The organism is Pseudomonas sp. MYb541 (genome assembly GCF_037479595.1).
Taxonomy (GTDB): Bacteria; Pseudomonadota; Gammaproteobacteria; order Pseudomonadales; family Pseudomonadaceae; genus Aquipseudomonas; species Aquipseudomonas canadensis.
On record NZ_JBBGYS010000017.1, the window covers coordinates 60,151 to 80,049 of the forward strand.

The 19,899-nt window shown below is 62.1% G+C and carries 21 protein-coding genes and 1 pseudogene; 16 read left to right on the forward strand and 6 right to left on the reverse strand.

The genetic code is table 11. The features are described 5' to 3' along the window. Positions 1–183 precede the first annotated feature (183 nt). The 10 genes from WH299_RS12575 (at position 184) to madM (ending at position 7,844) form a co-directional block, all read left to right on the forward strand. A complete protein-coding gene (locus WH299_RS12575; protein ID WP_339550437.1) occupies positions 184–426 on the forward strand; it encodes a DUF6124 family protein in 243 nt (80 codons plus the stop codon). A gap of 297 nt (positions 427–723) precedes the next feature. Beyond that, complete coding sequence (gene mdcA / locus WH299_RS12580) at positions 724–2,394, forward strand: malonate decarboxylase subunit alpha (protein ID WP_339550410.1); 1,671 nt, start codon at positions 724–726, stop codon at positions 2,392–2,394. Beyond that, positions 2,395–3,228, forward strand: a complete 834-nt coding sequence (locus WH299_RS12585; protein WP_122729620.1) for a triphosphoribosyl-dephospho-CoA synthase — start codon at positions 2,395–2,397, stop codon at positions 3,226–3,228. Beyond that, the gene (locus WH299_RS12590) at positions 3,228–3,527 is read left to right on the forward strand and encodes a malonate decarboxylase subunit delta (protein WP_015886328.1); all 300 of its coding nucleotides are present in this window, start codon (positions 3,228–3,230) and stop codon (positions 3,525–3,527) included. Before WH299_RS12585 ends, WH299_RS12590 begins: the two co-directional genes overlap by 1 nt. Next, entirely contained in the window at positions 3,520–4,362 is an 843-nt protein-coding gene (locus WH299_RS12595; RefSeq protein ID WP_122729618.1) for a biotin-independent malonate decarboxylase subunit beta, read from the forward strand. The genes WH299_RS12590 and WH299_RS12595 overlap by 8 nt, the downstream gene beginning before the upstream one ends. After that, a complete protein-coding gene (mdcE, locus tag WH299_RS12600; protein WP_339550411.1) occupies positions 4,359–5,129 on the forward strand; it encodes a biotin-independent malonate decarboxylase subunit gamma in 771 nt (256 codons plus the stop codon). Before WH299_RS12595 ends, mdcE begins: the two co-directional genes overlap by 4 nt. Then, on the forward strand, positions 5,123–5,710 hold the full coding sequence (locus tag WH299_RS12605; RefSeq protein WP_339550413.1) for a malonate decarboxylase holo-ACP synthase: 588 nt from the start codon (positions 5,123–5,125) through the stop codon (positions 5,708–5,710). Before mdcE ends, WH299_RS12605 begins: the two co-directional genes overlap by 7 nt. Then, positions 5,707–6,606, forward strand: coding sequence for a malonate decarboxylase subunit epsilon (gene mdcH, locus WH299_RS12610; protein WP_339550414.1), 900 nt, complete (start codon positions 5,707–5,709; stop codon positions 6,604–6,606). Before WH299_RS12605 ends, mdcH begins: the two co-directional genes overlap by 4 nt. 67 nt (positions 6,607–6,673) lie before the next feature. Beyond that, on the forward strand, positions 6,674–7,078 hold the full coding sequence (gene madL, locus WH299_RS12615) for a malonate transporter subunit MadL (RefSeq protein WP_015886323.1): 405 nt from the start codon (positions 6,674–6,676) through the stop codon (positions 7,076–7,078). 1 nt (position 7,079) lies between these two features. Beyond that, the gene (gene madM, locus WH299_RS12620; RefSeq protein ID WP_123474961.1) at positions 7,080–7,844 is read left to right on the forward strand and encodes a malonate transporter subunit MadM; all 765 of its coding nucleotides are present in this window, start codon (positions 7,080–7,082) and stop codon (positions 7,842–7,844) included. 104 nt (positions 7,845–7,948) lie between these two features. On the opposite strand, the gene WH299_RS12625 is transcribed toward madM, so the two are convergent. Then, positions 7,949–8,869: a LysR family transcriptional regulator gene (locus tag WH299_RS12625; RefSeq protein WP_122729608.1), complete on the reverse strand. Its 921-nt coding sequence runs from the start codon at positions 8,867–8,869 to the stop codon at positions 7,949–7,951. 144 nt (positions 8,870–9,013) lie between these two features. Here WH299_RS12625 and trhA point away from each other — a divergent pair, with 144 nt between their 5' ends. Next, on the forward strand, positions 9,014–9,631 hold the full coding sequence (trhA, locus tag WH299_RS12630; protein WP_010207192.1) for a PAQR family membrane homeostasis protein TrhA: 618 nt from the start codon (positions 9,014–9,016) through the stop codon (positions 9,629–9,631). Here trhA and WH299_RS12635 read toward each other — a convergent pair. Next, positions 9,626–10,528, reverse strand: coding sequence for a LysR family transcriptional regulator (locus WH299_RS12635; RefSeq protein WP_122729606.1), 903 nt, complete (start codon positions 10,526–10,528; stop codon positions 9,626–9,628). The two genes, trhA and WH299_RS12635, sit on opposite strands and share 6 nt — an antisense overlap. A 99-nt stretch (positions 10,529–10,627) precedes the next feature. Between WH299_RS12635 and WH299_RS12640 the strand changes: the two genes are divergently transcribed. From WH299_RS12640 to WH299_RS12650, 3 genes and pseudogenes are all read left to right on the forward strand, one after another. Next, a complete protein-coding gene (locus WH299_RS12640; RefSeq protein ID WP_323623041.1) occupies positions 10,628–11,860 on the forward strand; it encodes a D-amino acid dehydrogenase in 1,233 nt (410 codons plus the stop codon). 10 nt (positions 11,861–11,870) lie between these two features. After that, complete coding sequence (locus WH299_RS12645) at positions 11,871–12,221, forward strand: RidA family protein (RefSeq protein ID WP_126569519.1); 351 nt, start codon at positions 11,871–11,873, stop codon at positions 12,219–12,221. 25 nt (positions 12,222–12,246) lie between these two features. After that, positions 12,247–13,150, forward strand: a pseudogene (locus WH299_RS12650) (transporter substrate-binding domain-containing protein). A 3-nt stretch (positions 13,151–13,153) separates the two neighbouring features. On the opposite strand, the gene WH299_RS12655 reads toward WH299_RS12650, so the two are convergent. Together WH299_RS12655 and WH299_RS12660 are read right to left on the reverse strand one after the other, a co-directional pair. Next, the gene (locus tag WH299_RS12655; RefSeq protein WP_123474965.1) at positions 13,154–13,873 is read right to left on the reverse strand and encodes a 16S rRNA (uracil(1498)-N(3))-methyltransferase; all 720 of its coding nucleotides are present in this window, start codon (positions 13,871–13,873) and stop codon (positions 13,154–13,156) included. A gap of 71 nt (positions 13,874–13,944) precedes the next feature. Continuing rightward, positions 13,945–15,351, reverse strand: coding sequence for an adenosylmethionine--8-amino-7-oxononanoate transaminase (locus WH299_RS12660; protein ID WP_339550416.1), 1,407 nt, complete (start codon positions 15,349–15,351; stop codon positions 13,945–13,947). Between the two features lie 271 nt (positions 15,352–15,622). Here WH299_RS12660 and WH299_RS12665 point away from each other — a divergent pair, with 271 nt between their 5' ends. Both WH299_RS12665 and WH299_RS12670 read left to right on the forward strand, forming a co-directional pair. After that, a complete protein-coding gene (locus tag WH299_RS12665) occupies positions 15,623–16,174 on the forward strand; it encodes a cytochrome b (protein WP_028618276.1) in 552 nt (183 codons plus the stop codon). A 32-nt stretch (positions 16,175–16,206) separates the two neighbouring features. Continuing rightward, positions 16,207–16,785, forward strand: a complete 579-nt coding sequence (locus tag WH299_RS12670) for a YceI family protein (RefSeq protein WP_339550418.1) — start codon at positions 16,207–16,209, stop codon at positions 16,783–16,785. A 159-nt stretch (positions 16,786–16,944) separates the two neighbouring features. Here WH299_RS12670 and WH299_RS12675 read toward each other — a convergent pair whose 3' ends face one another. Both WH299_RS12675 and WH299_RS12680 read right to left on the reverse strand, forming a co-directional pair. After that, entirely contained in the window at positions 16,945–18,828 is a 1,884-nt protein-coding gene (locus tag WH299_RS12675) for a DEAD/DEAH box helicase (protein WP_122729593.1), read from the reverse strand. A gap of 221 nt (positions 18,829–19,049) precedes the next feature. Next, positions 19,050–19,841, reverse strand: coding sequence for a substrate-binding periplasmic protein (locus tag WH299_RS12680; protein WP_122729591.1), 792 nt, complete (start codon positions 19,839–19,841; stop codon positions 19,050–19,052). Positions 19,842–19,899 lie beyond the last annotated feature (58 nt).

The window sequence follows — 19,899 nt, forward strand, 5'->3', positions numbered from 1 at the left end:
CGAACGCCCAGCCATCCAACGGGCGTTTTTTGTGCTCGCTGCTTTATGGCGGCTGCGCGCAGGAGGTCTTCGGACCTGCTGGGTGTCCTAAACAGGCCCGGTCTTGCACACCTGCGCACGGTCGCCACCCTCATTCGCGTGCAAGCGAACGGTGGCGCTCCTTACTCACTGTTTAGGAGCTTCATCAGGGCCAAACCTACCCCCAACCCGCCGCTCTTCACCGTAAACCCGCACGAAAACACCGAAACCCTGCTGGTCAACGCCAGCGAAACCCTGTCCTCCCTCAACGCACTGACCTGCAATCTCGCTTTCGACCTGGACACCTCCCAGCGCGCGATCATGCTCGGGATTCAGCAAATGGCAGAGTTGGGTCAGTTGTTGGTTGATAGAGCGTTGGAGCAAGTCAGCCCATCGCCAGCCTCTTGAAGCGGTCCTAAACAGGGACTGATTGTTCCCTGATTGGGACCGCTATTTAACCAACACCATCGATCAAATGTGGGAGCTGGCTTGCCTGCGATGGCGGAGTACCAGTCGACTTATCGCCAGATGACACACCGCTATCGCAGGCAAGCCAGCTCCCACATTTTGATGTCATCAGGCTCACGATCAGCATTCGCACGGACTTCGTTACTCCAGCCGTAATAATCCGCCGCCGAGCTTGATTGATGGCCCTCTGAATCACTCCTAAGGTACAGCCCACGACAGCAAACCCGTGGAGCGACCATGACAACAACAATCACCCCCGACTCGCGCTGGACGCGGCGGCGCGACGAGAAGCAGCGGCGGCTCGGGCTGGTCAAACAGTTTGCAGACGGCGCGGTGCTACCCAGCGACAGGATCGTCGAGGCGCTTGAGGCGTTGATCCTCCCCGGCGACCGCGTTGTACTGGAAGGCAACAACCAGAAACAGGCGGATTTCCTCTCGCGCTCCCTCGCCAAAGCCGACCCGTCCAAGCTCCACGATTTGCACATGATCATGCCCAGCGTCGGCCGTTCCGAGCACCTGGACCTGTTTGAAAAAGGCATCGCCCGCAAGCTGGATTTCTCCTTCGCCGGTACCCAATCCCTGCGCATCAGCCAATTGCTGGAAGACGGTCTGCTGGAAATCGGCGCGATCCACACCTACATCGAACTCTATGCGCGGCTGGTGGTGGATCTGATCCCCAACGTGGTGCTTTCCGCCGGGTTCATGGCCGACCGCGCCGGCAATATCTACACCGGCGCCAGCACTGAAGACACCCCGGCGCTGATCGAGCCCGCCGCGTTCAGCGATGGCATCGTGATCGTGCAGGTCAACCAGTTGGTGGATGACGTCACCGATTTGCCGCGCGTGGATATCCCGGCGAGCTGGGTGGATTTTGTGGTGGTGGCCGACAAGCCGTTCTATATCGAGCCGCTGTTCACTCGCGACCCGCGCCATATCAAGCCGGTGCACGTGTTGATGGCAATGATGGCGATCCGTGGCATCTACGAAAAACACAATGTGCAGTCGCTTAACCATGGCATCGGCTTCAACACCGCCGCCATCGAGTTGATCCTGCCGACCTACGGTGAATCCCTTGGCCTTAAGGGCAAGATCTGCCGCAACTGGACCCTCAACCCGCACCCCACGCTGATTCCTGCAATTGAAAGCGGCTGGGTGGAAAGTGTGCATTGCTTCGGCACCGAACTGGGCATGGAGAACTACATCGCCGCACGGCCGGATGTGTTCTTCACCGGCCGCGACGGCTCGATGCGTTCCAACCGGATGTTTTGTCAACTCGCCGGCCAATACGCGGTGGACCTGTTTATCGGTGCGACGCTGCAAGTCGACGGTGACGGCCATTCCTCTACCGTGACCCGTGGCCGCCTCGCTGGGTTTGGTGGCGCACCGAACATGGGGCACGACCCGCGCGGTCGCCGCCATGGCACGCCGGCGTGGCTGGATATGCGCCACGACGATGCGCCCGAAGCCTTGTTGGAGCGCGGCAAAAAACTTGTGGTGCAAATGGTCGAGACCTTCCAGGAAGGCGGCAAACCCACCTTCGTCGACACCCTCGATGCTGTGGAAGTCGCCCGCAAAAGCGGCATGCCCCTGGCGCCGATCATGATCTACGGCGATGACGTCACCCACTTGCTCACCGAAGAGGGCATTGCCTATCTGTACAAGGCGCGCTCCCTGGAAGAACGCCAGGCGATGATCGCTGCCGTTGCAGGCGTCACCGCCATCGGCATGCGCCACAACCCCAAGGACACCGCGCGCATGCGCCGCGAAGGGTTGATTGCCTTGCCCGAAGACTTGGGCATCCGCCGCACCGACGCCACCCGCGAACTGTTGGCCGCCAAAAGCGTGGCCGACCTGGTGGACTGGTCCGGTGGCCTGTACAACCCGCCCGCCAAATTCAGGAGCTGGTAAATGCGCGCACTCAAACTGCATGAATTGAGCCTCGCTGAACGCCTGGCGGACATGGCCGTCGATGCGCTAATCGATGAAGCGGACCTGTCGCCCAAACCTGCCTTGGTGGACCGTCGCGGCAACGGCGCCCATAGCGATCTGCACCTGGGCCTGATGCACGCCTCGGCGTTGTCGCTGTGGCCGATGTTCAAGGAGATGGCTGAAGCCGCGATTGAGTTCGGTGAAGTCGGCTTGCCCCTGCGCGAAGCCCTCGGCCGTATCGGGCGTGAAGGTGAGCAAGCAATGCTCGTCACCACCCACGGCGTGAATACCCATCGCGGCGCGATCTGGGCCCTCGGTTTACTCACCGCAGCGGCGGCGCTGGAGCCACGCGCCATCACCCTGAACGCCGCCAGATTAGCCTTGCTGAATGACCGCTATGCCCCGCAACCGATGAGTCACGGCGCCCAGGTTGCCCAGCGCTACGGCGCACGCGGTGCCCGTGAAGAAGCCCAGTTGGGCTTTCCCTCGGTGGTGCAACGTGGCTTGCCGCAACTGCATAAAAGCCGCCAGCAAAATGCAGGCGAACAGAACGCCCGCCTGGACGCCTTGCTGGCGATCATGACCGAACTGGCCGACACCTGCGTGCTTTACCGCGCCGGTCCCGAAGGCCTGCTAGCGATGCAGCAGGGCGCTCAAGCGGTACTCGATGCAGGTGGCAGCGCAACGCTGGCCGGGCGTCGCCAATTGCATGAGTTAGACCTTCAACTGCTGGCCCTGAATGCCTCCCCCGGCGGCGCCGCCGACCTGTTGGCCGCCTGCCTGTTTATCGACCGCCTCGACGGAGCGTTGTGATGGAAACCTTATCCTTTGAATTCCCCGCCGGGCAGCCGCCAAAAGGCCGTGCGCTGGTGGGTTGCGTCGGCTCGGGCGACCTGGAGGTGCTGCTGGAACCGGGCACGCCGGGCACGCTGACCATCCAGGTGCAGACCTCGGTGAATGGTGCCGAGCAACGCTGGCAGCATCTGTTCGAGCGCATCTTCCAGGAGCAGACCCCGCCGGCCTTGAACATTGATATCCACGACTTCGGTGCCACCCCCGGCGTGGTGCGTTTGCGCCTGGAGCAGGGTTTCGAGGAGATCGGCCATGACTGACTTACTCGCCAAACACAGCTTCGTTGAGCTGGGTGCTCGGCAGCGGGCCAAGGCGTTGCTGGACGCCGGTTCCTACCGCGAATTGATCGACCCGTTCCAGCGCGTCATGTCGCCGTGGCTCAGTCGCCAAGGTGTAGTGCCGCAGGCCGATGACGGTGTGGTGATCGCCAAGGGCAGCATCGACGGAAAGCCTGTGGTGGTTGCCGCCATTGAAGGCAACTTCCAGGGCGGCAGCCTCGGCGAAGTCGGCGGCGCAAAAATCGCTGGCGCCTTGGAGCTGGCGGCCGAGGACAATCGCAAGGGCATTCCCACCCGCGCCGTGCTGCTGCTGGAAACCGGTGGCGTGCGCTTGCAGGAAGCCAACCTGGGCCTGGCGGCCATCGCGGATATCCACGCGGCGATTGTCGACCTGCGCCAACACCAACCGGTGATAGGCGTGGTGGCGGGCAGTGTCGGTTGCTTTGGCGGCATGTCGATCGCGGCCGGGTTGTGCAGTTACCTTGTTGTCACCCGCGAAGCACGCCTGGGTTTGAATGGCCCGCAAGTCATCGAACAGGAAGCGGGGCTTGAGGAGTACGACTCCCGCGACCGGCCTTTCATCTGGAGCCTGACCGGCGGTGAGCAACGCTTCAACAGCGGCTTGGCCGATCGCTATGTCGCTGACGATGTGGCCGAGATTCAACAGACCGTCAGCGCATTGCTGCAACAAGGCCTGCCCACCCAACAACGCAGTCGTCAGGCCGACTATTACCTGGCGCGCTTGGCCGAACTGGACGCAACGCCGCAAATCGACCCGGCGACGGTACGCGCGCTGTTTCAAGGAGATCGCTCATGAGAGGTTTGCAGTGGTTCAACGCATTGAGTGCCGGAGCGACAGCCGTTGAGGGTTTGCCACACTCGTTGAAAGTCGCCGAGGGTGTGTTGGCTGAACAACCCGTGCGCTATATCGCTGTGGTCACCGACGCGCAAAACCGCTTCCCCCGCGCACGCAACGGCGAAGTCGGCCTGCTGGAAGGCTGGGGTCTGGCGAAGGCCGTCGATGAAGCCATCGCCCTTGGCGACAAGCACCCGATCATCGCCATCGTCGATGTACCGAGCCAAGCCTATGGCCGTCGCGAAGAAGCCCTCGGCGTCCACCAGGCCTTGGCCGCCGCCGCCGACAGCTATGCCCGTGCGCGTCTGGCGGGGCACCCGGTGATTGCGCTGTTGGTCGGCAAGGCCATGTCCGGTGCGTTTCTCGCTCATGGGTACCAAGCCAATCGCCTGATTGCCCTGCGCGATCCCGGTGTGATGGTGCACGCCATGGGCAAGGCCTCGGCCGCGCGCGTGACGCTGCGCAGCGTTGAAGAGTTGGAAGCCCTGGCCGCCAGCGTGCCGCCCATGGCCTACGACATCGACAGTTACGCCAGCCTGGGGTTGCTGTGGGAAACCTTGTCGGTCAGCCAGATTGAACAGCCCACGCCGGAGGATGTGGCGCGGGTCAGCGATTGCCTGGTAAGTGCGATCAAGGATATTGGCAGCACCGACTTGAGCGGCCGCCTTGGTGCGACCAACCGCGCGGCTTCCAGCCACGTGCGCCAACTGCTGCGGGAACAATGGTGAGCGCCCACGACTTGCTCTGGGGCATGACCCCGGCGCATCTACCTGCTGACGCTCCGGCGTGGGCGGTGGAGGCAGTAGGCACGGTGGTGGTGCGTCGTGCCACCGTCACGCCGGGCTGGGTCGCGGTAGGCGTGCGCGGGCGTTTGCGCGAGCAGCGGTTTGCCGCCGAAATGCCGATTGCCGCGGTGCAGCGGCGAGTAACGCCGGAAGCGCTGCGTGATGTTGCCTCGACACGGGACTTACCGGCCTTGCAGGCACTGGAACAACTGCGGCCGGTGCTGGCGCCCTTGAATTGGGGGGTTACGGGCAGCGCGGGTTTTGAGCTGGCCACGGGCATTGAAGCGCTGCATGCCCAGAGCGATCTGGACCTGATTCTGCGCACGCCCGAGCCGCTGGATCGCAACGATGCACGCGACTTGCTGGCAGCCTTGGACAAAGCCGCGTGCGCTGTGGATATGCAACTGCAAACACCTTTCGGCGCTATCGCCCTGCGCGAATGGGCCGGTCCATCGCGGCGGGTGCTGTTGAAAACGGTCAGCGGTGCGCACCTCGTCCTCGACCCTTGGCAGGCCGTAGCATGAGCAGCCTTCTTGTCTTCCCCGGCCAGGGCGCCCAACGCCCCGGCATGCTCCAGGCGTTGCCGGCCGATGTGTTGGAACACGCCAGCGAAGCCTTGGGTGAAGACGTTCGTGCATTGGATTCGGCGCACGCCCTGGCGAGTACTCGCGCCGTGCAGCTTTGCCTGCTGATCGCCGGCGTGGCCCACGCCCGCTTGCTGCAGCACACGCCGGATTACGTCGCAGGGCTGTCCATCGGTGCTTACCCGGCAGCGGTGATTGCCGGTGCGCTGGATTTCGCCGACGCTCTCAAGCTGGTCAGCCTGCGCGGCGAGCTGATGCACAACGCTTATCCACAGGGCTACGGCATGACCGCGATCATCGGCCCGGAGTTATCCACCGTCGAAAACCTGCTGGCCGAAATCCACAGCCCCGAAACCCCGGTGTACCTGGCCAATATCAACGCCGACAACCAGACGGTGATCGCCGGCAGCGACCAGGCCATGAGGCTTGTCGCCAGTCGCATCAAAGGCAACGGCATCGCCAAGCGACTGGCTGTCAGCGTGCCGTCTCATTGCGCGTTGCTGGAGCAGCCAGCCCAGGCTTTGGCGCACGCCTTCGTGCCGCTCAAGGCACCGCGTATCACCTACCTGAGCAGCACCCGTGCGCGGCCGATCCACAACCCCGAACAATTGCGCGACGACCTGGCCTTCAACATGTGTCGCATCGTCGACTGGCGCGGCACCGTGCAAAGCGCCTACGAGCGCGGCGTGCGCCTGCAAATCGAACTGCCGCCCGGCGCCGTGCTCACTGGTCTGTCACGCCGCGTATTCGAACAAGGCACGGTGATCGCCTGCGAAGGCGCGCGCCTGGACACCTTGCAGGCCCTGCTGCAAGAGGAGGAGCGCCGCCACCGATAAAGCATCACCCAAGGCTTTCGAAGCACAACAACAACAATTTCGATCGAGCACTTTGAGGACAACAACAATGATTATCTACGGTGTGGCATTGCTGGCGATCTGCACGCTCGCGGGCGTGATCATGGGCGACATGCTTGGCGTGTTGCTGGGCGTCAAATCCAACGTGGGCGGGGTGGGGATCGCGATGATCCTGCTGATCTGCGCCCGCCTGTGGATGCAAAAGCGCGGCGGCATGACCAAGGATTGCGAAATGGGCGTGGGCTTCTGGGGCGCGATGTACATCCCCGTGGTGGTGGCGATGGCTGCGCAACAAAACGTGGTCACCGCCCTGCACGGTGGGCCGGTGGCGGTGCTCGCCGCGATTGGGTCGGTGGTGGTATGTGGTTGCACCATCGCCCTGATCAGCCGCACGCACAAGGGCGAACCCTTGCCCGATGAAGAGCCGCTGATCGCACCAGTAGGAGGTCGCTGATATGTGGGATCTCATTGAAAAAGGTTTGGAACACAACGGCCTGATCACCGCGTTTGCCTTCGTTGGCGTGGTCATGTGGATTTCGGTGGTGCTGTCCAAGCGCCTGACCTTCGGGCGCATCCATGGCTCGGCGATAGCCATTGTCATCGGCCTGGTCTTGGCCTGGGTCGGCGGCACGATCACCGGCGGCCAGAAAGGCCTGGCGGACCTGGCGCTGTTCTCCGGCATCGGCCTGATGGGCGGCGCGATGCTGCGCGACTTCGCCATCGTCGCCACCGCGTTTGAAGTGCAAGCCACTGAGGCGCGCAAGGCCGGGATGATCGGTGTGGTTGCGCTGCTGTTGGGCACGATCCTGCCGTTTATCGTCGGTGCGAGCATGGCCTGGGCCTTTGGTTATCGCGATGCGATCAGCATGACCACCATCGGTGCGGGTGCCGTGACCTATATCGTCGGCCCAGTGACCGGTGCGGCGATTGGCGCGACGTCGGATGTGATGGCGCTGTCGATTGCCACCGGGTTGATCAAGGCGATTCTGGTGATGGTCGGTACGCCTGTGGCGGCGCGCTGGATGGGCTTGGATAACCCGCGTTCGGCGATGGTGTTTGGTGGGTTGGCCGGCACGGTGAGCGGCGTGACCGCTGGCTTGGCTGCGACAGATCGGCGGTTGGTGCCGTATGGCGCGCTGACGGCGACGTTCCACACTGGGCTGGGCTGCCTGCTCGGGCCTTCGTTGCTCTATTTCATCGTGCGCGGGTTGGTCGGTTGATTTGAATCGTCTGTGAGGGCCCTATCGCAGGCAAGCCAGCTCCCACATTTGAATGTGTTCACAGATCAAAATGTGGGAGCGGGCTTGCCCGCGATAGCGGTTTGTCAGACTGTCGCTTGGCGATTGGCATACATCCGACACTCCGCCAACAACGCCAGCAAGTTCGGGTCACGCTCCTTGGCCTTCAAGAACACCACGCCAATATGCTGCTGCAACCGGTACCGGGGTTGCAGCGGTATCAACTTCACGCGGTTCTCATACACCGCGGCAATCCTGCCCGGCAACAGCGCATAACCCACGCCTGAACTGACCATGCTCAACAGCGTGAAGATGTCATTGACCTGCATCGCCACCTTCGGCTCGAACCCCGCCTGTTTGAACACGCGATTGCCATCCTGGTGCGTGGCGAAGCCTTGGGTGAGGGTGATGAAGGTTGCGTCGCGCACATCCGCCAGGTCGATCTGTTGATCGCGGTCGAACGGTGAATCCGCCGGGGTGGCGAGGAAGATATCGTCGGAGAACAAGGCAATCTGTTCGCAGTCCGGGTCGTTGGCGTGCTCGTCGAGGGAGATGAGGATCGCGTCCACTTCCATGTTCTTGAGCTTGTAGAGCAGGTCGAAGTTGGAGCCCAGGATCAGGTCGATATTGAGTTCGCTGCGGCGGATCTTCAGGCCCATGATCAGCTGCGGCACGGTCTTCACCGTCAGCGAGTACAGTGAGCCGAGCTTGAAGCGTTCGGCCGAGAAGCCGGCCGCTTCGCGGGTGAGGCGTACGCTGTCGACCACATCGGCCACCAGCTTCTGTGCGCGTTCTTCCAAGACGTAGGCGCTTTCCAGCGGCGTGAGGTTGCGCCCTTCGTGCTTGAACAGCGGGCAGCGCAGGGCATTTTCCAGGGAATGGATGGCGCGGTGCACGCTGACGTTGCTGGTTTGCAGCTCGGCGGCAGCACGGGCCAGGTTGCCGGTGCGCATGAACGCCAGGAAGATCTCGAGCTTTTTGAGGGTGAATTCTTCGTCGATCAGCATGGCCGTGGCTCTTGTTCGAATACCCTCGATTGTGCCCGCAAAACCGCGCGCCGTCCCCGGAACGTCACACGCCACTTGCACTCTTATGCGCAAGGCTGGACGCTTGCCCATCAGCCCTTAACGGTTACAGGAGGTCAGCGGCACATGTACCACGGGGAACGATTCAACGCTTGGAGCCATTTGCTCGGTGCAGTCGCGGCGTGTATTGGCGCCGTATGGATGTTGGTAGTGGCAAGCCTGGACGGCAGCCCCTGGAAGATCGTCAGCGTGGCGATTTATGGCTTTACGCTGATGGTGCTGTACAGCGCGTCCACGGTGTACCACAGCGTGCGTGGGCGTCGAAAAGAGATCATGCAAAAGGTTGATCACTTTTCGATCTACCTGCTGATCGCCGGCAGTTACACGCCCTTCTGCCTGGTGACCTTGAGAGGGCCGTGGGGCTGGACGCTGTTTGGCATCGTGTGGGGGCTGGCGGTGATTGGCATCCTGCAGGAGATCAAGCCGCGCTCCGAGGCGCGCATCCTGTCGATCGTGATTTACGCGGTGATGGGCTGGATCGTGCTGGTGGCGGTCAAGCCGCTGCTCGCCGCATTGGGCACGGCGGGGTTTATCTGGCTGGCGTCGGGCGGCGTTTTATACACCGTCGGCATCATCTTTTTTGCCTTGGAGGATCGCCTTCGCCACTCCCATGGGATCTGGCATTTGTTTGTGATCGGCGGGAGTTTGCTGCACTTCGTGGCGATCATGCATTACGTCCTATAAACGCTCCAGAAGCTCACGGGCTCGGTGGCCAAAAATCTGCAGCAGATTGGCCAGCATGTGCGGCGGTGGTTCATCGGCGCGGGTGAGGGCGTACAGGGTAATCGGCAGCGGCGGCGTGAGTGTGCGGATGCACGTGGTGGCTGTCGAGGCACCGAGGGCAGTAAAGGGGTCGATTACTGTGAGGCCGGCGCCGGACTCCACCATGGCGCGGGCCAGGGAGTAGGTTTGTACGGAGATCGTCACCCGCGGCGGTGGGTCGACGTTTTCCAGGTAACTGTCGAGTTTCGCTGCCAGCGGGTCGGCGCTGGAAAGACCAATCAATGCGGTGCCTGCCAGGTCCGCCAGGGGTAGCGGCTGGCTCAGCTCGGCGTCGGACCAATAGCCTTTGGACGCCAGTGCCACCAGCACACCGTTGGCCAGCACCTGCGTGGTCAACCCCGGATGGCCGGAGAAGTTGAGCGTCAGCGCCAGGTCGATCTCACGCATCAGCAGCTTTTGCACCAACTCTCGGCTGTGGTCGCTGGACAGCTCGCAGGCCATGTCCGGATAGTCGCGCTTCCATTCCAGAATCGCCGGTGGCAGCAACGAAAGGGCCAGCGCCGGGATCGCGCCAATGCGTACGCTCTGGCCCGGCGCACGGCGCAGACTCTTGGCCAGGCGCCGCACCCCTTGCAGGCTTTCGGTGACTTTCTCCACTTCGCTTTCCAGCGCCAGGGCTTCCGGGGTGGGCTGCAATTTGCCGCGTACCCGCAAGAACAGGGGGAAGCCCAGCTGCAATTCGGCGTGTTGCAACACCTTGGTCACTGCCGGTTGCGACACGTGCAGCAACTGCGCGGCGGCGCTGACGGAGCCGGTTTGGCGGATGGCCTGGAAGATTTCGATATGACGCAAGCGCATGGCAAGTCCATAACCTTTGTTTATAGGTTAGCCATCTTTATTCATTGTCGGCGACCTGTCACCTGCCCCTAGGCTTGAGGCCTCTTGATTCAACGGCGGGTGGCGGCAATGGTGTGCATCATCGGGGGTGGAGTGATTGGTCTGGCCAGCGCCTATGCGTTGGTGCGTGCAGGTCATGAGGTGACGGTGATCGATGCGCGCCAGACCCTGGGCAGCGAGACCAGCTTTGCCAACGGTGGGCAGCTGTCTTATCGCTACGTCGCGCCACTGGCCGATGCCGGTGTGCCGCTGCAAGCCATTGGTTGGTTGTTGCGAGGTGACTCGCCCTTGAAGCTGCGCCCGCGTCTCGACCCGCAACAGTGGCGCTGGATGGCGGCGTTTCTCGGTGCCTGCCGTGGCTCGGTGAACAAACGCAACGCCGCGCACCTGCTGCGCCTGGCATCCCTGAGCCAGGACACCCTGCAGCAGTGGCGTGACGAAGATCACCTGGATGGCTTCGATTGGCGGCGCAACGGCAAGCTGGTGACCTTCCGCAATGCCGGCTCTTTTGAACAGGCGCGCAGCAAGGTCGCCGATATCCTGCAACAGCAAGTGCTTTCGGCCGCCGATTGCGCACGCTTGGAACCCGCGCTGGCGGGCGGTGGTTTTGTCGGCGGGATCTACACGCCCAATGAGGAGGTCGGTGATTGTCATGCGTTCTGCCAGCAGTTGGCGGCGCGGTTGGAAGCGTCGGGACGATGCCGATTTTTGCTGGGTCGCAAGGTCACCGGCATTCGTCAGGCTGGCGGAGTGGTGCAGGCCATCGAGTTGGGCGATGAGGTCATGCCGGTCGAGCATCTGGTGCTGGCGGCCGGGTATCGCAGCGCCGAGTTGGGGGTGCCGTTGCCGCTGTACCCGCTCAAGGGCTACAGCCTCAGCGTGCCGATTGGCACGCAACATCAGGCGCCGAATGTGAGCATCACCGACTACGACCGCAAGATCGTCTACGCGCGTATTGGTGAGCAACTGCGGGTAGCCGCGATGGTGGATATCGTTGGCTTCGACGCCCGCCTTGAACCCAAGCGCCTTGCGTTGATGAAACGTCAGGCTCTGGAGACCTTTCCACTGGCGGGCGATTACACCCATGCGGTGGAGTGGGCCGGTATGCGCCCCGCCACCCCGACTGGCGTACCGCTGATTGGTGCCAGTATGTATCGCAACCTGTGGCTGAACCTTGGCCACGGCGCTCTCGGTTTTACCCTGGCCTGCGGTAGCGGCCAACTGCTGGCCGAGCTGATCAGCCAGCGCGCCCCTTCCATTGATATGCAGGGCCTTGCGCCCCGCGCTGCATGAGGATGCACCGATGACCATCACCCGAATCAGCAGCAATGAACGCCTGAGTAGCGCGGCCATTTTCAAGGACCTGGTGTTTCTCTCGGGCCAAGTGCCCGGTGAAGGCCAGGATGTGGCCACGCAGACCCGCGAAGTGCTGGCCAAGATCGATGCGCTGTTGGCCCAGGCAGGCAGCGACAAGGATCACTTGCTCAACGCGACGATTTACCTGAAAGACATCGGTGCAGGTTTTGCGCCGATGAACGACGAGTGGTCAGCCTGGCTGTCGCCCGGCATGGCGCCAACGCGCACCACCTTGCAAGCAGAACTGGCGCGACCGAGTGTGCTGGTGGAAATCAGTGTGATCGCTGTACGTAAGTAACTTCAAAGACCAACGGAGAATAACAATGAAAAAGATCCTGTTGACCGGCTGCACCCTGGGGCTTTTGTTCAGCGCACAGGCCTATGCGAATCAAGCGCCGCTGGACGGCACGCTGGCCAAGATCGCCAGCGCCAAGTCTATAACCTTGGGCTATCGCGATGCGTCGGTGCCGTTTTCCTATGTGGGGGATCACAGTGGCAAGCCCATGGGCTATTCGGTGGAGCTGGCGAACAAGATCGTCGAGCGCATCCAGCAGAAAACCGGGGTGGCCAAGCTCAATGTGAAGTACAACCTGGTGACTTCCCAGACCCGCATCCCGCTGGTGCAGAACGGCACCGTCGACCTGGAATGCGGCTCCACCGGCGTGACCGCCGAGCGGCAGAAACAAGTGGCGTTTTCCTACGGGTTTATCTACGTGAAGGGGCAATTGCTCACGGCCAAGGACAGCGGCATCAAAGGCTTTCCCGACCTGGCAGGCAAGAACGTGGTGACCACCGCCGGTACCACCAATGAGCGTTTCCTGAAAAGCTACAACGCCGAGCACAAGACCAACATGTTCGTGATCAGCGCCAAGGACCACGGCGAAGCGTTCAAGATGCTCGAAACAGGCCGCGCTGTGGCGTTCTACATGGACGACGCGTTGCTCTACGGCGAGCGCGCCAAGGCCAAGGACCCACACAACTGGGTCGTGGTGGGCGAGGAGCAATCGCGGGAAATCTACAGTTGCATGGTGCGCAAGGGACGACCCGCAGTTTCTGGCGGTGGTCAACGAAACACTCGCCGGCCTGTACAGCAGTGGCGAGATCAACGGGATTTACCAGCGCTGGTTTGAACAGCCGATTCCGCCCAAGGGCCTGAACCTGGAATTCCCGATGACCAGCGAGTTGAAGGCGATCATTGCCAAGCCGGTCAGCGACCCAGTGGAGTAAACCCTAGAAATCGCCCCACAACTGTTGGGCGACTGCCAACGCCACCACCGGCGCCGTCTCGGTACGCAACACCCGCGGCCCGAGGCGGGCGGCGTGGTAGCCAGCGGCTTGGGCGCTGTCGACTTCATTATCGTTCAGCCCACCTTCAGGGCCGATCAGAAAGGCCAGGCTGGAAGGCTTGGCGTGACTGACCATTGGCTCGGCCACCGGGTGCAGCACCAGCTTCAAGTCCGCTTCGGTCTGTTTCAACCAATCCGCCAGCAGTAGCGGTGGGTGAATCACCGGCACCGTGGAGCGCCCGCATTGCTCGCAGGCGCTGATCGCCACCTGGCGCCAGTGCAGCAGGCGTTTGTCGGCGCGTTCGTCCTTGAGGCGCACTTCGCAGCGCTCGCTGAAAATCGGTGTGATGGCGTTGACGCCCAGTTCGGTGGCTTTCTGAATCGCCCAATCCATGCGCTCGCCACGGGACAGGCCTTGGCCGAGGTGGATATGCAGCGGCGATTCGGTCTGGCCGGCGAAGCTTTCGGTGAGCTGCACAGTGACGCGTTTCTTGCCGACCTCCAGCAGGCTGCCCCGGAACTCCTGGCCGGAGCCGTCGAACAATTGCACGGCGTCACCTTCGCCCATGCGCAGTACACGACTGATGTAGTGCGCCTGGGCTTCCGGCAGTTCGTGATCGCCAATGCTCAGCGGGGTGTCGGTGAAAAAGCGGGACAGTCTCATTTCTGTTCTCTGGAAAATGGGAGCGATGGCAAATCCCTGTAGGAGCCGGCAAGCCGGCTCCTACAAGGGGGCTAGCCTGGGTCGCGGAAATCGGGGTGGAAATTGTCTGGAACGGCGACGCTCACTTTGCTATTGGTGGCGATATCGATGCCTTCGCTGGCCACTTCAGCAAGGAAGTCGATCTGCTCCGGCGTAATCACATAGGGTGGCAAGAAGTACACCACGCTGCCCAGAGGCCGCAACAGTGCGCCGCGTTCCAGGGCGTGCTCGAACACCTTCAGGCCACGGCGTTCCTGCCAGGGGTAGGCGGCCTTGGTGGCCTTGTCCTGCACCATTTCGATAGCCAGCACCATGCCGGTCTGGCGCACTTCCGACACGTGCGGATGGTCCACCAGGTGCGCGGTGGCGGTGGCCATGCGCTGGGCCAGGGCCTTGTTGTTCTCGATGACGTTGTCTTCTTCGAAGATATCCAGGGTCGCCAATGCTGCCGCACACGCCAGCGGGTTGCCGGTGTAGCTGTGGGAGTGCAGGAAGGCGCGCAGGGTCGGGTAGTCGTCGTAGAACGCGTCGTACACGTCATCGGTGGTGACTACGGCGGCCAACGGCAGGTAACCGCCGGTGAGGGCCTTGGACAGGCACAGGAAGTCCGGGCGGATGCCGGCCTGCTCACAGGCGAACATGCTGCCGGTGCGACCGAAGCCTACGGCGATTTCGTCGTGTATCAAGTGCACGCCGTAGCGATCGCAGGCTTCGCGCAGCAATCTGAGATACACCGGGTGGTACATGCGCATGCCGCCGGCACCCTGGATCAGCGGTTCGATGATCACGGCGGCGACGGTGTCGTGGTGCTCGGCGAGGGTCTGTTCCATCACCTGGGCCATCGTGCGCGAGTGGTCTTCCCAGCTCACGCCTTCGGGGCGCAGGTAGCAATCGGGGCTTGGCACTTTGATCGTGTCGAGCAGCAGCGCCTTGTAGGTCTCGGTGAACAGCGGCACGTCGCCCACCGACATTGCGGCAATGGTTTCGCCGTGGTAGCTGTTGGTCAGGGTGACGAAGCGCTTTTTATTTGGCAGGCCGCGGTTGAGCCAATAGTGGAAGCTCATCTTCAGCGCGACTTCGATGCAGGACGAGCCGTTGTCGGCATAGAAGCAGCGGGTCAGGCCTTCAGGCGTCATTTGCACCAGGCGCTCGGACAGCTCGATCACCGGCTGGTGGCTGAAACCGGCGAGGATCACATGTTCCAGTTGGTCGACCTGGTCCTTGATGCGCTGGTTGATGCGCGGGTTGGCGTGGCCAAACACGTTGACCCACCAGGAACTGACGGCATCGAGGTAGCGCTTGCCTTCGAAGTCTTCCAGCCACACGCCTTCACCGCGTTTGATCGGGATCAGCGGCAGTTGCTGGTGGTCTTTCATCTGGGTGCAGGGATGCCACAGCACCGCGAGGTCGCGTTGCATCCACTGGTTGTTCAAGCCCATCGGTGATCTCCTCGAAGCGGTCCTGCGGCGGGCGCAGGTAAAACAATCGCGCAAGCCTATGCAATGCATGGCTGTGTCACAAGCCATTACCTATGAATTGACGGTAAAGGCAGGACGGTCTGTCACGTATCTTAGGAATAGTCTTAATCCCTTGTTAATTTATTATGCATAGGCTGTTGATCGTATTTCTCGATATTTCAAAGCGAAATTTTCCGCTTTAATTCGATAGGTAAATCGCTAGTCTTGGGCGCACTACTACGGGATTAAGTACATGCAGTTACGCAATTCACCGGCCCGCTATGGTTGGGTCAGCATGGTTTTGCACTGGGGCGTGGCCCTGGTGGTGTTTGGCTTGTTCGCCCTGGGCCTGTGGATGGTCGGTCTCGACTATTACAGCGCCTGGCGCAAAGACGCGCCGGACTTGCACAAGAGCATTGGCATCACGCTGTTCGCCATCATGCTGGTGCGTATTGTCTGGCGCCTGGTGAGCCCGCCGCCGCCACCGCTGGCCAGCTACAGCCGCATGACCCGTATCGGCGCTGCCTTCGGCCACGGGTTCCTTTATCTCGGGTTGTTTGCCGTGATGATCGCCGGTTACCTGATTTCCACCGCAGACGGTGTCGGTATCCCGGTGTTTGGCCTGTTTGAGATTCCTGCTGTGGTTTCCGGACTACCGGACCAGGCAGATAACGCCGGCCTGGTGCATCTGTACCTCGCTTGGGTGTTGGTGGTCTTCGCCGGCTTGCACGGCGTGGCTGCGTTGAAACACCACTTTATCGATCGTGATGCGACCCTGGTTCGTATGCTGGGGCGCAAAGCCTGATGTTCAACCTCGACTCACAAGGAATAGAAAGCATGTTGAAAAAGACACTCGCTGCGCTGGCAATTGGTACTGCCCTGCTGACTGCAGGTCAGGTGATGGCTGCTGACTACAAGATCGATAAAGAAGGCCAGCACGCCTTCATCGACTGGAAAATCAGCCACCTGGGCTACAGCTTCATCCACGGCACCTTCAAGGATTGGGATGGCACCTTCAGCTGGGATGCCGCCAAGCCTGAGGCCAGCAAAATCGCGGTCGACGTGAAAACCGCTAGCCTGTGGTCCAACCACGCCGAGCGTGACAAGCACATCGCCAGCAAAGATTTCCTGGACGTTGCCAAGTTCGCTGATGCCAAGTTCGTCTCCACCGCAGTCAAGTCCACCGGCGACAAAACCGCTGACGTGACCGGCGACCTGACCTTCCATGGCGTGACCAAGCCGGTGACCTTCAAGGCCACCTTCAACGGTGAGGGCAAAGACCCGTGGGGCGGCGAGCGTGCCGGCTTCAACGCCAAGACCACTGTCAACCTGAACGACTTCGGCATCAAAGGCCCAGGCCCGTCCTCGCAGACCGTGGATCTGGACATCTCACTGGAAGGTGTTAAGACGAAGTAATGCTTCGTACGTAGGAGCCGGCTTACCGGCGATGAGGCCCTTGAGGTTTGCAGTGACCCAATGACCGCTATCGCCGGCAAGCCGGCTCCTACAGTTTCAAAGCGCTAAAAAAATGCCCCGCATCTTTCGATGCGAGGCATTTTTTTTGGCGTTTTTAAACTAGCGGTTGCGCGTCAGCAACGCTGGTTTTTCACCACGAGGACGGCCTGGCAGTTGATCCAACTGCTCGGGTGTCGGGAAGCGATCAGCCTTCGACTCCTTGTGGATGATCTTTGGCGCCGGGCCACCGCGTGGGTTCTGCACGGCCGGTTCGGAGGAGCGAGGCTGGTCGTCACGGGCTGGGCGACGGTTGTTGCTGCGCGAGTCTTCGCGGCGAGCCTGGCCGTCACGGGGTGCACCGTTACGCGGGCCGTTGCGCTTGGCTGGCGGCGTACCGGTGGTGCCGCCGCTGCTGTTGCGCGGGCCGTTCTGGCGACCGCCTTGTGGCTGGCCGCCGCGAGGGGCGCCTGCGCCTGCGCCCTGTGCCGGGGCACCTGGACGACGGCCACGGCCTTGGGCCGGTTTGGCCTGTGGCACGTAGTCAACGCGGTTACCGAAGTTATCCACATCGTCGTCGAGGAACTCGTCCGGAGCGCGGTCGGCAGCAGCGCGAGGTGGCTGGCTCGGCTGGCGCTGTTCGCGGGCCGGGGTGCCTTCACGGGGTTTCTGCTCACGGGCTGGGCGTTCGCCACGGCCGCTGGAGGCGGATTTTTCCTTGCCTTTGTCTTTGCCTTTGTCGCGACGACCGCCGCCACCACCGCCGCCGTTCGGGCCATCGCCCTTCGGACCGCGTGGGTTGCGCGGGTTGCGCACGTCCGGACGCTCGCGCGCTTCAGGCTTCTCAGCCTCCACGGCGCTGGCATCGAAGCCCATCAGGTCGCCGTCGGCGATTTTCTGCTTGGTCATGCGCTCGATGCTTTTCAGCAGTTTTTCTTCGTCCGGCGCAACCAGGGAGATGGCTTCACCCGAACGACCGGCACGGCCGGTGCGGCCGATACGGTGCACGTAATCTTCATCGACGTTCGGCAGCTCGAAGTTGACCACGTGTGGCAACTGATCGATATCCAGGCCGCGGGCGGCGATATCGGTGGCGACCAGGATGCGTACGGTGCCGGCCTTGAAGTCAGCCAGGGCCTTGGTGCGCGCGTTCTGGCTCTTGTTGCCGTGGATGGCGACGGCGGTGAGGCCGTGCTTGTCCAGGTACTCGGCCAGACGGTTGGCACCATGCTTGGTGCGGGTGAAGACCAGCACCTGTTCCCACGCACCGGCGGTGATCAGGTGGGCCAGCAGCGCACGCTTGTGGCTGGCTGGCAGGCGGAAGACACGTTGCTCGATGCGCTCGACCGTGGTGTTCGGCGGCGTGACTTCGATGCGTTCCGGGTTGTGCAGCAGCTTGCCGGCCAGGGCAGTGATGTCCTGGGAGAACGTGGCCGAGAACAGCAGGTTCTGACGTTTGGCCGGCAGGCGGGCGAGGACTTTTTTCACGTCATGGACAAAGCCCATGTCGAGCATGCGGTCGGCTTCGTCCAGTACGAGGATTTCCACGTGGGACAGGTCGACGCTGCCTTGGCCGCACAGGTCGAGCAAACGACCCGGGCACGCGACCAGCACGTCCACGCCGCGGGACATGGCCTGAACCTGTGGGTTCATGCCGACGCCGCCGAAGATGCAGGCGCTGACGAACTTCAAGTCGCGGGCATACAGCTTGAAGCTGTCGTGCACTTGGGCTGCGAGTTCGCGGGTGGGGGTCAGGACCAGTACGCGCGGTTGGCGCGGGCCGTGACGCTGGGATTTGTCCGGGTGACCATTGGGAAACAACCGCTCCAGAATCGGGAGGGCGAAGCCGCCGGTTTTACCAGTACCTGTCTGAGCCGCGACCATCAGGTCGCGACCTTGCAACACGGCGGGAATGGCCCGCTGTTGCACCGGAGTAGGCTCGGTATAGCCCGCTGCCTCGATGGCGCGGACTAAAGCCTCGGAGAGACCGAGGGAAGCAAAGGACATGAGTAATCCTGTTTTAGTTAGGGCTTGGCCCAAAGGGATAATCTTGCCGGGCGTGAATGACGCTTAGGGGAGCGAAATCCCGTCCGGTCCTGCTGCGTCTGGCGGGCACTCCACCGGCTCGCGCGGGCTGAAAGCTGCGCTGTAGCGGGGTTGGGTGCCTTTTTCAAGACCTCAGCGGCCGGGCGTGAGCCTGGCGGAAAGGCCGGAGTATAACAGAGCAATCACGGCGCGCTGCTTTCCTGCTGCTCAACGGTGTGTCCAGACCCCGTAATCGCTTGGATTCCACCATATTTGGCGCTCAAGACGCTATAGGCTGGTTCTTGTTTGAAGCGTTTGAGCTCGGCGGCAAAGCGCTGTACCAACAGGTCCATGCCCGCGCCACGGCGCACCGCGAGGAACTGCTGCTGGCGGCTGACCACCACGGGAGCCTGGCTGACCTTGCCTTCCAGGCCCAGCGCCTTGATCACATGCTGGCCCACCCGGCGGTCCGTGATCACCACGTCGATGCGCCCGAGCATCAATTTGCCGAAGTTGGCCTCATGGCTGGGGGCAGGCTCGCGGTTGAACAGGGTGGAATCGCTGAATGCTGCGCCGTACAGATACCCCGGCGACGTACCGACAGTAAGGCCGCGCAGATCTTCGAGGCTTTGAACGGGGTGGGGGCGCTCATTGGCGTAGAACAGCACGAACTCCACCTCCGACAGCGGTTCGCTGGGGTACAGCAGCAAGGCGTCGCGCTCATGGCTGTGGAAAATATCCAGCGCCCCGTCGGCATGCCCTTGGTCGAGCATGGCCAGGCAGCGCTTCCAGGGCAGGAACTGCCATTGCACCTCAATGCCCAGGCGCTGGAATACGATGACGGTGGCCTCGTAGTCCAGGCCGCGCATGGTGCCTTTGTCGTCGTACACATAAGGCGCCCATGGCTCGGTGACAATACGCAGTTTCTCGCCATAAGCGGCCAGGCTCAGGCAAGTAAAGAGGGCGGCGGTCAACAACTTGAGAATGACGGGCATGCCCTGAGGTTACGATGCTCCTGCCTTAAAGAGAAGCTCTGGCACGCGCATCCGCAGG

Bases quoted from the DNA above. Each gene is read 5' to 3' on its own strand.
- mdcA (WP_339550410.1), top strand. From the start codon at position 724: ATGACAACAACAATCACCCCCGACTCGCGCTGGACGCGGCGGCGCGAC.
- WH299_RS12585 (WP_122729620.1), top strand. From the start codon at position 2,395: ATGCGCGCACTCAAACTGCATGAATTGAGCCTCGCTGAACGCCTGGCG.
- WH299_RS12590 (WP_015886328.1), top strand. From the start codon at position 3,228: ATGGAAACCTTATCCTTTGAATTCCCCGCCGGGCAGCCGCCAAAAGGC.
- WH299_RS12595 (WP_122729618.1), top strand. From the start codon at position 3,520: ATGACTGACTTACTCGCCAAACACAGCTTCGTTGAGCTGGGTGCTCGG.
- mdcE (WP_339550411.1), top strand. From the start codon at position 4,359: ATGAGAGGTTTGCAGTGGTTCAACGCATTGAGTGCCGGAGCGACAGCC.
- WH299_RS12605 (WP_339550413.1), top strand. From the start codon at position 5,123: ATGGTGAGCGCCCACGACTTGCTCTGGGGCATGACCCCGGCGCATCTA.
- mdcH (WP_339550414.1), top strand. From the start codon at position 5,707: ATGAGCAGCCTTCTTGTCTTCCCCGGCCAGGGCGCCCAACGCCCCGGC.
- madL (WP_015886323.1), top strand. From the start codon at position 6,674: ATGATTATCTACGGTGTGGCATTGCTGGCGATCTGCACGCTCGCGGGC.
- madM (WP_123474961.1), top strand. From the start codon at position 7,080: ATGTGGGATCTCATTGAAAAAGGTTTGGAACACAACGGCCTGATCACC.
- WH299_RS12625 (WP_122729608.1), bottom strand. From the start codon at position 8,869: ATGCTGATCGACGAAGAATTCACCCTCAAAAAGCTCGAGATCTTCCTG.
- trhA (WP_010207192.1), top strand. From the start codon at position 9,014: ATGTACCACGGGGAACGATTCAACGCTTGGAGCCATTTGCTCGGTGCA.
- WH299_RS12635 (WP_122729606.1), bottom strand. From the start codon at position 10,528: ATGCGCTTGCGTCATATCGAAATCTTCCAGGCCATCCGCCAAACCGGC.
- WH299_RS12645 (WP_126569519.1), top strand. From the start codon at position 11,871: ATGACCATCACCCGAATCAGCAGCAATGAACGCCTGAGTAGCGCGGCC.
- WH299_RS12655 (WP_123474965.1), bottom strand. From the start codon at position 13,873: ATGAGACTGTCCCGCTTTTTCACCGACACCCCGCTGAGCATTGGCGAT.
- WH299_RS12660 (WP_339550416.1), bottom strand. From the start codon at position 15,351: ATGGGCTTGAACAACCAGTGGATGCAACGCGACCTCGCGGTGCTGTGG.
- WH299_RS12665 (WP_028618276.1), top strand. From the start codon at position 15,623: ATGCAGTTACGCAATTCACCGGCCCGCTATGGTTGGGTCAGCATGGTT.
- WH299_RS12670 (WP_339550418.1), top strand. From the start codon at position 16,207: ATGTTGAAAAAGACACTCGCTGCGCTGGCAATTGGTACTGCCCTGCTG.
- WH299_RS12675 (WP_122729593.1), bottom strand. From the start codon at position 18,828: ATGTCCTTTGCTTCCCTCGGTCTCTCCGAGGCTTTAGTCCGCGCCATC.
- WH299_RS12680 (WP_122729591.1), bottom strand. From the start codon at position 19,841: ATGCCCGTCATTCTCAAGTTGTTGACCGCCGCCCTCTTTACTTGCCTG.